We start from the raw sequence: 13,265 nt of genomic DNA, 5'->3' as shown, positions 1-13,265 counted from the left end.
TTCTGTGTGTCTCCGGAGGAGACATTGGGCCGAAGTGTTTCGGCCGCTTCTATTGGGCGCTTGTATCCCACCAGACCGGCAGCTGGTAGCCGTAAAGCGGTACCGCGTCGGGATGGCCGATGCGCTTGCTGCGGGCAACCCACTGCTGGTCCATATGGTACAGCGGCAGCACGTAGTGGCTGGATAGCAGCAGCCGGTCGTAAGAGCGCACGGCGGCAGTGAAATCCTCTTCCGAGCGTGCTCGCAAGACGTGATCGATCAGCGTGTCGAGATCGGGATCATTGGCGCCGGCAAAGCTATCCTTGCCCTCTTTAGTGCGCGCTGCCGAAGACCAGCGGCCGAGTTGCTCGGTTCCAGGCGACAGCGACGAAGTATAGGACTTGATGATCATGTCGTAATCGAAGCTGTTCGTCCGGCTCTGATACTGCGAATCATCGACTGTGCGAATCGAAGCCGCAATGCCGATCGTCTGCAGCGAACGCTGATAGGCGACGGCAAGCTTCTCCTGGTCGGCATTCTGCGTCATGATCTCGAAGGCGAGTTGGTGGCCGGAGGCGTCGACCATCTTGCCGCCCTGGATCGTATAGCCGCCCTGTTTCAACAATCCGACCGCCTGCTTCAGCACGTTGCGGTCACGGCCGGAGCCGTCGGTAACCGGCAGTTTATACGTCCCGTTCAGAATCTCCGGTGCGATCTTGTCCTTGATCGGCCCCAGCAGAGCCAGCTCAGCTGAATTGGCGGGAACGCCGAAGCTCGAAAGCTCGGAATTCTGCCAGAAACTCTGGGTGCGCTTATAGGCGCCGGAATAGAGGTTCTTGTTCGCCCATTCGAAATCGAACACCAGCGACAGGCCTTCGCGCACCTTTGGATCGGCAAAGATCGGCCGGCGCGTGTTGAACACGAAACCGAGCATGCCGCTTGGCAGTTTCGGCGTGAACACGTCCTTGATGACGGCCCCAGAGGTGGCCGCCGGAAAATTGTAAGCGTTAGCCCAATGGCCGGGATTGCCGTCGGGATAGAGGTCGACGTCCCCCTTCTTGAAGGCCTCGAACAGCGTTGTATCCTGCAGAAAATACTGAACGGTTATCTGGTCGTAATTGTCGGTCCCCACCTTCGCGGGAATATCCTTGCCCCAGTAGTTTGGATCGCGCTCATATGTGATACTCTCGCCGGGTTTCACCGTCTTCACCTTATAGGGACCGGAACCGACCGGCGGCGTCAGCGACGTACGGTCGAAGCTTTCCGGATCGATCGCATGTTTCGGCAATACCGGGAAAAGGCCGAAAATCAGAGGCGTCTCGCGGTCAGCTTTCTCATTGAAAGTGAAGCGCACGCTGTGTTCGCCAACCTTCTCCATCTTGGCGACGACTTTTAAGCGTTCTGAATAGGGCACGCGTCCCTTGTCACGCATCAGATCGAAGGAGAACATGACGTCCTCCGGCGTCACCGGCTGACCATCGGACCATTTCGCCTTCGGATTGAGGTTGAACTGGATGAAGCTTCTGTCGTCGTCCCATTCGACCGTTTCGGCAAGCAGGCCGTAAAGCGTGAATGGTTCATCCCGGGAGCGCTGCATCAGCGATTCGTAGACGAGGTTTCCATATTCCGGATCCCACATGCCGCGCGCTGTCGTGCGCATGCTCTTCAGGATGAACGGGTTGAGGTTGTCGAAAGTGCCGACGACGCCATAGGTGATCTTGCCGCCTTTTTTCACGTCGGGATCGACGTAGGGAAAGTGCTTATAGTCAGCCGGCAATGCCGGCTCGCCATGCATTGCTATGCCGTGCAGTGGCTCAGCGGCGACGGTGCCGCACAGCAACGAGAGGACGAGAGGGATGACGATCCGGAGCATTCGGCGATCCTTGAATTCCGCGAAAAACGGGCATGATTCATGCCGGAGATTAGCATGGGGTCGACCAATTCCAACACGCAGGGGCCATTTCTTTCCGCGGCATATGAAATTGCGTCGCAAATCGCCAAAGAAATGCTGGATATCTTGAACGCTGCGATGTAACAGGTGAACCCGAAGTTTTGGGGTCATGCATTTGCCTTATTTTTCCATGAGGTGGAGTGCCGAACGACCCGATGGTTGGGGCGGCACGTCGCTGCTCTGAACGGATATCAGGAGACGGAATTCGTTATGATGTTCAAGTCTGAAAAGAAAATGCGGGCAGCACTGTCCGTTCTGGCAGTGATGTTCGGCGCCGCTTCGGCTCCGGTCTCCTCCTTCGCACAGGATGCGGCGGCACAGGCTCCGGCCGATGCTCCGGCACAGGCCGCTGGCGCACCGAAGCTTGGCTGGTACAAGACCTGCAGCAAGCAGGAAGACAACGACATCTGTGTTGTCCAGAACCTGATCCTCGCCAATGGCGGCCAGCTCGTCACGGCTGTCGGCCTGATTTCGGTCACTGGCAAGATCAACCGCAAGCTCCTGCAGGTCTCGGTTCCCACGGCACGCCTCATTCCTCCGGGCATCAGCATGCAAATCGATGGCGGCAAGGGCCAGAAGCTCGACTACGCCGTCTGCCTGCCGGACAAGTGCACTGCCGAAATTCCGCTGACCGACGCGATGATCGCCAGCCTCAAGAAGGGCAGCGATGTGATCTTCACCTCGATCAACTTCCGCCGCGCGCCGAATCCGATCAAGATTTCGCTCGAAGGCTTCACCGGCGCTTATGACGGCGAACCGGTTTCCGAATCGAAGCTCGCCGAAAGCCAGCGCAGCCTGCAGGAAGGCATGCAGAAGAAGGCTGAAGAAGCCCGCAAAAAGCTGGAAGACGCCCAAAAGGCTGCCAAGGCTCAGTAATCTAGCCGACAGGCTTGAACAAAAACCCGGCTTCGCGCCGGGTTTTTTGTTGGTAATCTCTGCGCTCTACGGGGATAGCCTCACCCTAACCCTCTCCCGTAAGACGGGGAGAGGGGACGTGCCATGCGAGAGTTTGCGGGGGGGCGAGGGCTGCGGCATATTCCCTTCTCACCGCGAGCGGGGGTCCGCTGGACGGGTCGAGACGAGTGGCTCGACCCAGATCGGTGTCGGCAGGCGGATAAGGGGCATCCCCTACCGTAGGCCAAAAGAAAGGCCTCGCCGGGAGATGCGAGGCCTTGTTGATTTCGTCGGTCATCCGCTCCTAGTGGGCGAAGCTCATCTTGGGTTTGAACTGCCCCGACGGGGCCTGATCGAAAATCTGGTAGATCTGAGGGTTGCGAAGCGGCGTGCCGCTTTCGTCATTCACCAGGTTCTGCTCGGAGACATAAGCGACATATTCGCTTTCGTCATTTTCGGCGAGCAGGTGGTAGAACGGCTGGTCCTTGCTCGGCCGCACCTCGGCCGGAATGGAGTTCCACCATTCCTCCGTGTTCGCGAATTCCGGATCAACGTCGAAGATCACGCCGCGAAACGGAAATACCTTATGCCGGACCACTTCGCCGATATTGAACTTTGCTAGTCTTTCTTTCATGGTACGACTTCCTTTCATCACCAAATTTGGTGATTGGTGCGGTGCAAATCAAGATTTTTGCACCAGCGCGTCACATGAACGTCATATCCTCCTTCTGGCGTTCATGACCCGGGGAGGTGAAAGCCCCGGCGAACCGGGACTTTCCGTCATTGCGGCCGATCAGGCCGAATAATACATGTCGTACTCGACCGGATGCGGCGTCATTTCGAAGCGCATCACCTCTGCCATCTTAAGTTCGATGAAGGCATCGATCTGGTCGTCGTCGAAGACGCCGCCTGCTGTCAGGAACTTGCGGTCCTTGTCGAGGCTTTCGAGCGCTTCGCGCAGGCTGCCGCAGACGGTCGGGATCTTTTTCAGCTCCTTCGGCGGCAGATCGTAGAGATCCTTGTCCATGGCCTTGCCCGGATGGATCTTGTTCTTGATGCCGTCGAGGCCGGCCATCAGCATGGCGGCAAAGGCGAGATAGGGGTTGGCAGTCGGATCCGGGAAGCGGACTTCGACGCGCTTGGCCTTCGGGTTGGAGCCGAACGGAATGCGGCAGGACGCCGAGCGGTTGCGGGCCGAATAGGCGAGCAGAACTGGGGCTTCATAACCTGGGACGAGACGCTTGTAGGAGTTCGTCGACGGATTGGTGAAGGCGTTGATCGCCTTGGCGTGTTTGATAATGCCGCCAATGTAGAACAGGCAGGTCTCCGAGAGGCCGGCATATTCGTCGCCGGCAAAAGTCGGCTTGCCGCCCTTCCAGATCGACTGGTGCACGTGCATGCCCGAGCCGTTGTCGCCGAAGATCGGCTTCGGCATGAACGTCGCCGTCTTGCCGTAGGCGTTGGCCACCTGGTGCACGACATATTTGTAAATCTGCATCTTGTCGGCGTTGCGCACCAGCGTATCGAACTTGATGCCGAGCTCGTGCTGGGCGGCGGCGACTTCATGGTGATGCTTTTCGACCACCACGCCCATCTCGGAGAGCACCGTCAGCATTTCCGAACGCATGTCCTGGGCGCTATCAACAGGCGGAACCGGGAAATAGCCGCCCTTGACGCGCGGGCGGTGACCGAGGTTGCCGGTTTCATAGTCGGTGTCATCGTTCGACGGCAGTTCCGTCGAATCGAGCTTGAAGCCGGTATTGTAGGGATCAGCCTTGTACTTGACATCGTCGAAGACGAAGAATTCGGCTTCCGGGCCGACAAACACCGTGTCGCCGATGCCGGATGCCTTGAGATAGGCTTCGGCTTTCTTGGCGGTGCCGCGCGGATCTCGGTTATAGGCTTCGCCGGAAACCGGATCGAGAATATCGCAGACGATAACCATGGTCGACTGAGCGAAGAACGGGTCCATATGCACCGTTTCAGTGTCGGGCATCAGCACCATGTCGGATTCGTTGATGGCCTTCCAGCCGCCGATCGAAGAGCCGTCGAACATCACGCCGTCAGCGAACATGTCCTCGTCGACGCTGGCAACGTCCATCGTGACGTGCTGCAGCTTGCCCTTCGGGTCGGTGAAGCGCAGATCGACGAACTTGACGTCGTTTTCCTGGATCTGCTTCAGAATTTCGCTTGCGGTCGCCATTAAATACCTTCCTCCAATTTGTGACAACAATAGGTGGGCGCGGTGACGCTATCGGACTTTGCGCGCTTGGCAAAGCGGTCAGATGGCATCGATGCCGGTCTCGCCGGTACGGATGCGGATAACCTCTTCGACGTTGGAGACGAAGATCTTGCCGTCGCCGATGCGGCCGGTCTGAGCCGCCTTGCGGATGGCCTCGATGACCGCCTCCGCGTTCTCGTCCGCCAGCACCACCTCGACTTTCACCTTCGGCAGGAAGTCGACAACGTATTCGGCGCCGCGGTAGAGTTCCGTGTGGCCCTTCTGACGACCGAAGCCCTTGGCTTCCGTGACTGTAATACCCTGCAGGCCGACTTCCTGAAGGGCTTCCTTCACTTCGTCCAGCTTGAAGGGCTTAATGATCGCTTCGATCTTTTTCATGAGAAAATGTCTCTCCGCTTCTCCTGTTATCGCAGGGATGTTCCCGCTCGCGGACATGATGCAGATATCGTGCCAGTTTGAAATCCGTCTTATTGAAAAAAGACGTCAATTTTGTCGAAACCGGCGCGTCTGTCGGTGATTTAATGTCGATTTGGTGACCAGAGAGGTGGAAAAACATCGCCATCGAAGAAAAATTGGCCGAAAACCGAAAAAGTCAGGTTTTCCGTCGACTGAAAAAGCAGGTTGCGAGTCGATTAAAATATAAGCAAATGCACAAATTTAGCCCCATTGCGCGTCTCTTCAGACGGTTGTTTTTTGTGCGTTTTTTTAATTGAATAGGCTCATGAGCAAACATCTCTCAGAGCTTCTGGTGACGCCTGCCGAAATGAGCGCCATCGATGCGGCCGCGGCTGCTTCCGGAATCGATTCCTTCGGCCTGATGGAAAGGGCGGGGGCCGCCGCCGCGGCTGCCGCGCTCAGGCTTCATCCTGGGGCGATGCGTTTCGTCGTGATCTGCGGCCCCGGTAACAACGGGGGCGACGCCTGTGTCGCGGCAAGGCATCTGCTGGAGAGCGGAGCGACCGTGGCGCTTTTTCATCTCGGCGATCCCGCAAAGCTGAAAGGCGATGCCGCCCGCGCTCGTGCCGGCTGCCCATTGCAGGGACAGGAGCTCGGCCTCTACCGGCCGGAAGCCGGTGACGTCGTCATCGACGGTCTGTTCGGAGCAGGGCTCGGGCGCGCGGTGCCGGCCGATGTGGCCGCCTTGACGGAGCGTGTCGCCGAGGCCGGTATTGCAGTGCTCGCCATCGATCTGCCCTCCGGCGTCGATGGCCGCACCGGCAAGGTGCTGGGTGCTGCCTTCCAGGCTCGCAACACCATTACCTTCATGACCCGCAAGCCCGGCCATCTCCTGATGCCGGGAAGGGAGCTTTGCGGCGAGTTGGAGGTCTTCGACATCGGCATTCCCGCTCGGATCATCCGGGCTGAGGCGGGCGGCGCAATCGCCGAGAACACACCTGAGGCTTGGAAGGCCGTGTTGCCGGCCGCGCGGCTCGAAACCCATAAATACAAGCGCGGTCATCTCGTCGTTTTTTCAGGCGAGGCCGACAAGACCGGGGCTGCCCGTATGTCGGCGGTCTCCGGCTTGAAGGCCGGCGCCGGCCTGGTAACGATCGCCGCACCCGGCGCAGCGATGGCCGCCAATGCCGCGCATCTCACGGCGGTCATGCTGCATGCAGTCGATGACGAGGCAGACCTTGCGGAGTGGCTGTCCGACAAGCGGCTGCAGACTTTCGTCCTCGGTCCTGGCTTCGGCATGGGGGCAAGGGCACGCGATTTCGTCGCTGCGCTTGCCGATCGCCGGCTCGTGCTCGACGCCGACGGCATCTCGTCGTTCAAGGACGATCCGCAACAGCTTTTCGCCCTGTTTCGCGGCGAGCCGCGTCTGGTGCTGACGCCGCACGAGGGCGAATTTTCGCGGCTCTTTCCCGATATCGGCGAGGACGACGCACTGGGGAAGGTGGACAAGGCGGTTGCCGCTGCCCGCCGCGCCAATGCCGCGATCGTCTATAAGGGCGCCGACACAGTCATCGCCTCGCCGGACGGGCGCGCGCTCATCAATACCAATGCGCCTGTCTGGCTTGCCACCGCAGGTTCCGGCGATGTGCTTGCCGGCATCATCGGCGGACTGCTCGCCCAGGGCCTGCCGACTTTCGAGGCTGCGGCCGCCGGCGTGTGGCTGCACGGAGAGGCTGGCCAGCGCGCCGGCAAGGGGCTGACGGCGGAAGAGCTCGCGGCCGAGGTGTTGCCACTTTAGCCCGGCTAAGTCTCAACCGCCTATTTCGCCAGCAACTGCTGCAGGGCGATCGCCCCGTGCGGCGCATTGACCTTGCCCTCGTGGATCATGAAGGCGAAGACGTCGCGCGGCTCGGCTTTGACCTGGCGCTTCCCGTCGATCAGCGGCAGATCGTCCGGGACCTTGCCCTCGGCCCAGGTCTCGAGCCGCTTAGCCCAGGCCTTCAAATCCTTATCGGGATAGCAGGTCGGGATGTCATCCGATCCCTTCTGCAGCCTGGCATAGACGAAATCGGCCGTCACATCGGCGATCATCGGATACTCGAAATGTTCGGCACAAACCGGCGCCACGCCATATCTAGCAAGCAGAGCAACGAATTCCGGCACCTTGAAGGAATCGTGCCGCACCTCGACGACGTGGCGGAGCGCCAACCCATCCTGCTTTGCCGGCAGCAGCTTCAGGAAGGCCTCGAAATCTTCCGGATCGAACTTTTTCGTCGGGGCGAATTGCCAGAGCAGCGGCCCGAGATGATCGCCGAGCTCGCTGATTCCAGAGGTGAGGAAGCGCTCCATCGATTCACCGGCTTCCGCAAGCACCCGCCGATTGGTGACGAAACGCGTCGCCTTGAGCGAAAAGATGAATCCCTCGGGCACATCGGCTGCCCATTTGGCAAAAACCGCCGGCTTCTGCGTGCTGTAATAGGTGCCGTTGACCTCGATGACCTTCAACTGGCGGCTGGCATAATGCAGCTCGTCCTTCTGTTTCAGGTCGGCGGGAAAGAAATGCCCGCGCCAGGGCTCGAAGGTCCAGCCGCCGATGCCGGTGCGGATAGTGCCGGATTTTGTCATGTCGTCCTCCCGGTTCGCAGCCGTTCAGGCTGCATTAATCTCTTTCGCCATATCGACGAGCGTCCACGCTGGCCGATAACGGCTCGGCCGCCGACCCGTTTCCTGAAATCCGAAGGCGCGATAAAGCGCGATATTTTGCTCCATCCGCGCATTTGTGTAGAGGCGTATCTCCGGAATGTCCCATCCCCGCGCCTTGCCCTCCAGCCAGCGCGACATCGAGAGCCCATGTCCGGCGCCCTGAAAGGTCGGCGAGACCGCGATGCTGCATGAGGTAATCGGAATGCTGATCTGCGACCACGAGGCCGGCCGTTTCGCCGCCGATCTCGCGCAGCCAGACCTCGCCGCGGTCAATCCGCGGCGCGCAATCCTCCGTCACGGGGATCGGTGGAGCGCCGAAGAGCTCGGTATAGGGACGATAGGCGGCTGCCGTCAGCGTCGCGATCGTTTCCAGATCATCAGGCGACGCCAGACTCATCGTCATTCCGCCGCAACCGCCTTCTTCGCAGGCCGCCGCTCCAGCAATTCTTTCAGGAAATGGCCGGTATAGGAGCGCTGTTCCCTGACAATTGCCTCGGGCGTGCCGACAGCCACGATTTCACCGCCGCCATCGCCGCCTTCGGGGCCGAAATCGAGCACCCAGTCGGCCGTCTTGATGACTTCGAGATTGTGCTCTATCACCACCACCGAATTGCCCTGGTTGACCAGCTCGTGCAGCATTTCGAGCAGCTTGGCGACGTCATGGAAATGCAGGCCGGTCGTCGGTTCGTCGAGAATATAGAGCGTGCGTCCGGTCGAACGTTTCGACAGCTCCTTGGCGAGCTTGACGCGCTGTGCTTCGCCGCCCGAGAGCGTATTGGCCTGCTGGCCGACCTTGATGTAACCGAGGCCGACATCCTTCAGCGATTGCAGTTTGTCGCGCACGGCGGGTACTGCCGCAAAGAAATCGACGCCTTCTTCCACCGTCATGTCGAGCACGTCGGCGATCGACTTCTGCTTGAAGGTGACGTCGAGCGTCTCTCTGTTATAGCGCTTGCCATGGCAGACGTCGCAGGTGACGTAGACATCGGGCAGGAAGTGCATCTCGATCTTGATGACGCCATCGCCCTGGCAGGCCTCGCAGCGCCCGCCCTTGACGTTGAAGGAGAAGCGGCCGGGCTGGTAGCCGCGCGCCTTGGCTTCCGGCAGACCGGCGAACCAGTCGCGGATCGGCGTGAAGGCGCCGGTATAGGTCGCGGGGTTCGAGCGCGGCGTGCGGCCGATCGGCGACTGGTCGATGTCGATCACCTTGTCGATATGCTCGAAACCATCAATGCGGTCGTGATCAGCCGGAATTTCGCGCGCGCCCATGACGCGGCGCGCCGCCGATTTATAGAGCGTCTCGATCAGGAAGGTGGACTTGCCGCCGCCGGAGACTCCGGTCACAGCCGTGAAGACGCCAAGCGGAATGGATGCCGTGACATTCTTCAGATTGTTACCGCGCGCGCCGATCACCTTGATTTCGCGGCCCTTCTTCGGCTTGCGGCGTTCCTCGGGAACGGGAACTCCCAGTTCGCCGGAGAGATATTTGCCCGTGAGTGACTTCGGATTGTCCATGATATCCTGTGGCGTGCCATGGGCGATGACCTGGCCGCCGTGTATGCCGGCGGCCGGGCCGATGTCGACCACGTCGTCGGCCGTCAGGATCGCATCCTCGTCATGTTCGACGACGATGACGGTGTTGCCGATGTCGCGCAGGTGCTTCAGCGTGTCGAGCAGCCGGGCATTATCGCGCTGATGCAAGCCAATGGATGGTTCATCGAGTACGTAGAGCACGCCCGTCAGGCCCGAGCCAATCTGCGAGGCGAGGCGAATGCGCTGGCTCTCGCCGCCCGACAGCGTGCCGGAATTGCGTGACAGGCTTAGATATTCCAGGCCTACATCGTTCAAAAAGCGCAGGCGGTCACGGATTTCCTTGAGGATCCGGACGGCAATCTCGTTCTGCTTGGCATTGAATGTCGCCGGCAACGCCTCGAACCAGTCGCGCGCGATGCGGATCGACATTTCGGTCACTTCGCCGATATGCAGCTTATTGATCTTCACCGCCAGCGCTTCCGGCTTCAGGCGATAGCCGTTGCAGGCCGGGCAGGGGGCGGCCGACATGAAGCGCTCGATATCCTCGCGCGCCCAGGCGGAATCCGTCTCCTTCCATCGGCGCTCGAGATTGGTGATGATGCCCTCGAAATTTTTGTGGGTGGTATAGGAACGGGCGCCGTCGGCGTAGTGGAACTCGATCTTGTCGTCGGTGCCGTTGAGGATGACGTCCTTGGCCTCGTCGGACAGGTCGTTCCAGCGGGTGCCGAGCTTGAAGCCGTAATGTTTGCCGAGCGCTTCCAGCGTCTGGTTGTAATAGGGCGAGGTCGACTTGGCCCAGGGCGCGATCGCCCCGTCGCGCAGCGTCCGCTCCGGTTCGGGCACGATCAGGTCGGGATCGATCTTCTGCTGGGCGCCGAGACCGTCGCAGGTCGGGCAGGCGCCGAAGGGATTGTTGAAGGAGAAGAGCCTGGGCTCGATTTCCGGAATGGTGAAGCCCGAGACTGGGCAGGCGAATTTTTCCGAAAACAGCACGCGCTCATGCGTCTCGTTCAGCGACTTGTTGGCAGAGCCACCGGCCGAGGTCTCCTCCGGCGGCAGCGGCTTGTCCGCGAATTCGGCGATCGCCAGGCCGTCGGCGAGCTTCAGGCAGGTTTCAAGGCTGTCGGCGAGACGCGCCGACACATCCGGGCGCACGACGATACGGTCGACCACCACGTCGATGTCGTGCTTGTATTTCTTGTCGAGAACAGGCGCCTCGGCGATCTCGTAAAACTGGCCGTCAACCTTGACGCGCTGGAAGCCCATCTTCATCAGTTCCGCCAGTTCCTTCTTGTATTCGCCCTTGCGGCCGCGCACGAGCGGCGCGAGAATGTAAAGGCGCGTGCCCTCGCCCAAAGCGAGAATGCGGTCGACCATCTGGGTGACGGTCTGGCTCTCGATCGGCAGGCCGGTCGCCGGCGAATAGGGAACGCCGACGCGGGCAAAGAGCAGGCGCATGTAGTCGTAGATCTCGGTGACGGTGCCGACCGTCGAGCGCGGGTTGCGCGAGGTGGTCTTCTGCTCGATCGAAATGGCAGGCGACAGCCCGTCGATCTGGTCGACATCGGGCTTCTGCATCATTTCGAGGAATTGCCGGGCATAGGCCGACAGACTCTCGACATAGCGCCGCTGGCCCTCGGCATAGATCGTGTCGAAGGCGAGCGAGGATTTGCCCGAGCCCGAAAGACCGGTCATGACGATCAGCTTGTTGCGCGGCAGATCGAGATCGATACTCTTCAGATTGTGCTCGCGCGCGCCGCGGATGGAGATCGTCTTCAGTTCGCTCATCGTCTCTGCTTTGGTTTTCTGGATAACAGCCCTTATTTAGTGATGCCGGCGGGCGAGTCGAGGCTGAATATCCTGGATGACTCAAGGTTTTCGATTCTGTTGACAGGATCATACGGATAAACTAGAACAAATAAAGAACAAAATTCCTGATGAATGCATGCGGCTTTCTGATGGGATAAACTGTGGATTAAACACCGTTCGCGCGCATCTGCGGTTCGCTATGGTTTAAGGTGCGCTGATCGATTAACGCCGCCGGGCAGGGCGGCAGGCAGGGTGAAAAGCATGGCTGGTAGCGTGAACAAGGTAATTCTGGTTGGAAACGTGGGTGCAGACCCCGAAATCCGCCGCACTCAGGATGGCCGGCCGATCGCCAACCTCCGTATCGCGACCTCGGAAACCTGGCGCGACCGCAATTCGGGCGAGCGCCGCGAAAAGACCGAATGGCACACTGTGGTCGTCTTCAACGAAGGCCTCTGCAAAGTCGTCGAGCAATATGTGAAGAAAGGCGCCAAGCTCTATGTCGAGGGCCAGCTGCAGACCCGCAAGTGGCAGGATCAGCAGGGCCAGGACCGCTACTCGACCGAGGTCGTGCTGCAGGGCTTCAACTCGACGCTGACGATGCTCGACGGCCGCGGCGATGGCGGCGGCGCGAGCTCCGGCTTTGGCGGCGGCCGGGGCAGCAGCAACAATGATTATGGCGACGACTACGGCGCCCCGTCATCCTCCTCGCCGAGCCGCGGCGGTGGTGGCGGCAATTTCTCGCGCGATCTCGACGACGACATCCCGTTTTGATCGGCCGCCTGTTCTAGCTTTGTGAGAGCATCCGAGAGCATGATGTCCGGGCCGGCGTCATGCTCTTTTTCTTTGATGTCACGGCAGTTGATCTCGTCGGGTCACCCACCCCGAACATGTGCTGCCATTTCAATGCTGAGTCGCGCTGATGAGATTGAGCGCGGCTTTCGCGCCGTCGACGACGAACTGCACCGCAAGGGCTGCGAGGATGACGCCGAGCAGGCGGGTGAGGATCGCCCGACCGGTGACGCCGAGAAAGCGGTCGAGCCTTTCAGCAATCAGCAGCATGAGGAAGGTCAGCAGCAGAATGGCGGCGATGACGCCGATCAGTTGGGCTTTTTCGACTGAAGTCGCCAGTGTGCCGGAAAGCAGAATGGTCGCCGAGATCGCACCGGGGCCGGCGATCAGCGGCAGGGCGAGGGGAAAGACGGCGATATTCTCGATATGATCCTTGGTGATCGCCACCTCGGTCGTCTTCTCCTTGCGGTCCTGCCGCTTCTCGAACACCATCTCGAAGGCGATCCAGAAGAGCAGGAGCCCGCCGGCGAGGCGGAAGGCGCCGATTGAGATCCCGAGCACGCCGAGCACGCCTGCGCCAAACAGGGCAAAGACGGCAAGGATGATAAAGGCAATGGTCGAGCCGCGCAGCGCCACCTGCCGGCGCTCGGTCCGGCTCATGCCGATCGTCAGCCCCAGGAAGAGCGGTGCGAGCCCCGGCGGGTCGATGGTGACGATGAGCGTGGTAAAGGCGTTGATCAACTGGTCGGCGCTTGCCATCGTCTCTCCGGAAGCCCATATGGGTGCGTGGTTTTCTACGATTGTGAAGCGGCGATTTCGATTTGGCAAATATGCTGCGGCGGCCCGCGGCGGATTTGTCCGGTCCGGCCGCAGAAGTCCGGTGCTTTACCCTTTTTCGGCCGCAAAAGCCTGTTCAAAACGCGCTCAGAAAATGGCGCGGGAACAGGCTTTCCGCTATAAATCTTCAAG

10 protein-coding genes and 1 pseudogene are annotated in these 13,265 nt (G+C 60.2%); 3 read left to right on the top strand and 8 right to left on the bottom strand.

Annotated features, from left to right (window positions below; all coding sequences use genetic code 11):
• Positions 1 to 49: 49 nt before the first annotated feature.
• Positions 50 to 1,852, bottom strand: a complete 1,803-nt coding sequence (locus ACQ7C1_RS23415; protein ID WP_430959966.1) for an extracellular solute-binding protein — start codon at positions 1,850 to 1,852, stop codon at positions 50 to 52.
• Between the two features lie 288 nt (positions 1,853 to 2,140).
• On the opposite strand from ACQ7C1_RS23415, the gene ACQ7C1_RS23410 reads away from it, so the two are divergent.
• A complete protein-coding gene (locus ACQ7C1_RS23410) occupies positions 2,141 to 2,806 on the top strand; it encodes an invasion associated locus B family protein (protein WP_064691599.1) in 666 nt (221 codons plus the stop codon).
• Between the two features lie 322 nt (positions 2,807 to 3,128).
• Here ACQ7C1_RS23410 and hspQ read toward each other — a convergent pair whose 3' ends face one another.
• The 3 genes from hspQ to ACQ7C1_RS23395 form a co-directional block, all read right to left on the bottom strand.
• Positions 3,129 to 3,458: a heat shock protein HspQ gene (gene hspQ, locus ACQ7C1_RS23405; protein WP_097601118.1), complete on the bottom strand. Its 330-nt coding sequence runs from the start codon at positions 3,456 to 3,458 to the stop codon at positions 3,129 to 3,131.
• A gap of 159 nt (positions 3,459 to 3,617) precedes the next feature.
• Positions 3,618 to 5,027, bottom strand: coding sequence for a type I glutamate--ammonia ligase (glnA, locus tag ACQ7C1_RS23400; RefSeq protein ID WP_085778160.1), 1,410 nt, complete (start codon positions 5,025 to 5,027; stop codon positions 3,618 to 3,620).
• Positions 5,028 to 5,105: 78 nt separating this feature from the next.
• Positions 5,106 to 5,444, bottom strand: a complete 339-nt coding sequence (locus ACQ7C1_RS23395; protein ID WP_015339877.1) for a P-II family nitrogen regulator — start codon at positions 5,442 to 5,444, stop codon at positions 5,106 to 5,108.
• A gap of 343 nt (positions 5,445 to 5,787) precedes the next feature.
• Here ACQ7C1_RS23395 and ACQ7C1_RS23390 point away from each other — a divergent pair, with 343 nt between their 5' ends.
• Entirely contained in the window at positions 5,788 to 7,260 is a 1,473-nt protein-coding gene (locus ACQ7C1_RS23390) for an NAD(P)H-hydrate dehydratase (RefSeq protein ID WP_430959965.1), read from the top strand.
• Between the two features lie 20 nt (positions 7,261 to 7,280).
• Here the strand turns inward: ACQ7C1_RS23390 and ACQ7C1_RS23385 are convergent, their stop codons facing one another.
• The 3 genes and pseudogenes from ACQ7C1_RS23385 to uvrA all read right to left on the bottom strand — a co-directional run bounded on the left by ACQ7C1_RS23385 (position 7,281) and on the right by uvrA (position 11,486).
• Complete coding sequence (locus ACQ7C1_RS23385; protein WP_430959964.1) at positions 7,281 to 8,087, bottom strand: DUF72 domain-containing protein; 807 nt, start codon at positions 8,085 to 8,087, stop codon at positions 7,281 to 7,283.
• A gap of 24 nt (positions 8,088 to 8,111) precedes the next feature.
• Positions 8,112 to 8,568, bottom strand: a pseudogene (locus ACQ7C1_RS23380) (GNAT family N-acetyltransferase).
• Positions 8,565 to 11,486: an excinuclease ABC subunit UvrA gene (gene uvrA, locus ACQ7C1_RS23375; RefSeq protein WP_430959963.1), complete on the bottom strand. Its 2,922-nt coding sequence runs from the start codon at positions 11,484 to 11,486 to the stop codon at positions 8,565 to 8,567. Before uvrA ends, ACQ7C1_RS23380 begins: the two are co-directional and overlap by 4 nt.
• 282 nt (positions 11,487 to 11,768) lie before the next feature.
• On the opposite strand from uvrA, the gene ACQ7C1_RS23370 reads away from it, so the two are divergent.
• Positions 11,769 to 12,278 carry a single-stranded DNA-binding protein gene (locus tag ACQ7C1_RS23370; protein WP_183703302.1) on the top strand — a complete coding sequence of 170 codons (510 nt, stop codon included), beginning with the start codon at positions 11,769 to 11,771 and terminating at the stop codon, positions 12,276 to 12,278.
• A 129-nt stretch (positions 12,279 to 12,407) separates the two neighbouring features.
• Here ACQ7C1_RS23370 and ACQ7C1_RS23365 read toward each other — a convergent pair whose 3' ends face one another.
• Positions 12,408 to 13,055 (bottom strand): MarC family protein, encoded by a 648-nt coding sequence (locus tag ACQ7C1_RS23365; RefSeq protein WP_430959962.1) that lies wholly within the window; start codon positions 13,053 to 13,055, stop codon positions 12,408 to 12,410.
• Positions 13,056 to 13,265: the final 210 nt, after the last annotated feature.

The organism is Rhizobium sp. Nf11,1 (genome assembly GCF_050587665.1).
Taxonomy (GTDB): domain Bacteria; phylum Pseudomonadota; class Alphaproteobacteria; order Rhizobiales; family Rhizobiaceae; genus Rhizobium.
This window is presented reverse-complemented; position numbering and strand designations above follow the sequence as displayed.

Bases quoted from the DNA above. Each gene is read 5' to 3' on its own strand.
- ACQ7C1_RS23410 (WP_064691599.1), top strand. From the start codon at position 2,141: ATGATGTTCAAGTCTGAAAAGAAAATGCGGGCAGCACTGTCCGTTCTG.
- ACQ7C1_RS23415 (WP_430959966.1), bottom strand. From the start codon at position 1,852: ATGCTCCGGATCGTCATCCCTCTCGTCCTCTCGTTGCTGTGCGGCACC.
- ACQ7C1_RS23395 (WP_015339877.1), bottom strand. From the start codon at position 5,444: ATGAAAAAGATCGAAGCGATCATTAAGCCCTTCAAGCTGGACGAAGTG.
- glnA (WP_085778160.1), bottom strand. From the start codon at position 5,027: ATGGCGACCGCAAGCGAAATTCTGAAGCAGATCCAGGAAAACGACGTC.
- ACQ7C1_RS23370 (WP_183703302.1), top strand. From the start codon at position 11,769: ATGGCTGGTAGCGTGAACAAGGTAATTCTGGTTGGAAACGTGGGTGCA.
- uvrA (WP_430959963.1), bottom strand. From the start codon at position 11,486: ATGAGCGAACTGAAGACGATCTCCATCCGCGGCGCGCGCGAGCACAAT.
- ACQ7C1_RS23385 (WP_430959964.1), bottom strand. From the start codon at position 8,087: ATGACAAAATCCGGCACTATCCGCACCGGCATCGGCGGCTGGACCTTC.
- ACQ7C1_RS23390 (WP_430959965.1), top strand. From the start codon at position 5,788: ATGAGCAAACATCTCTCAGAGCTTCTGGTGACGCCTGCCGAAATGAGC.
- hspQ (WP_097601118.1), bottom strand. From the start codon at position 3,458: ATGAAAGAAAGACTAGCAAAGTTCAATATCGGCGAAGTGGTCCGGCAT.
- ACQ7C1_RS23365 (WP_430959962.1), bottom strand. From the start codon at position 13,055: ATGGCAAGCGCCGACCAGTTGATCAACGCCTTTACCACGCTCATCGTC.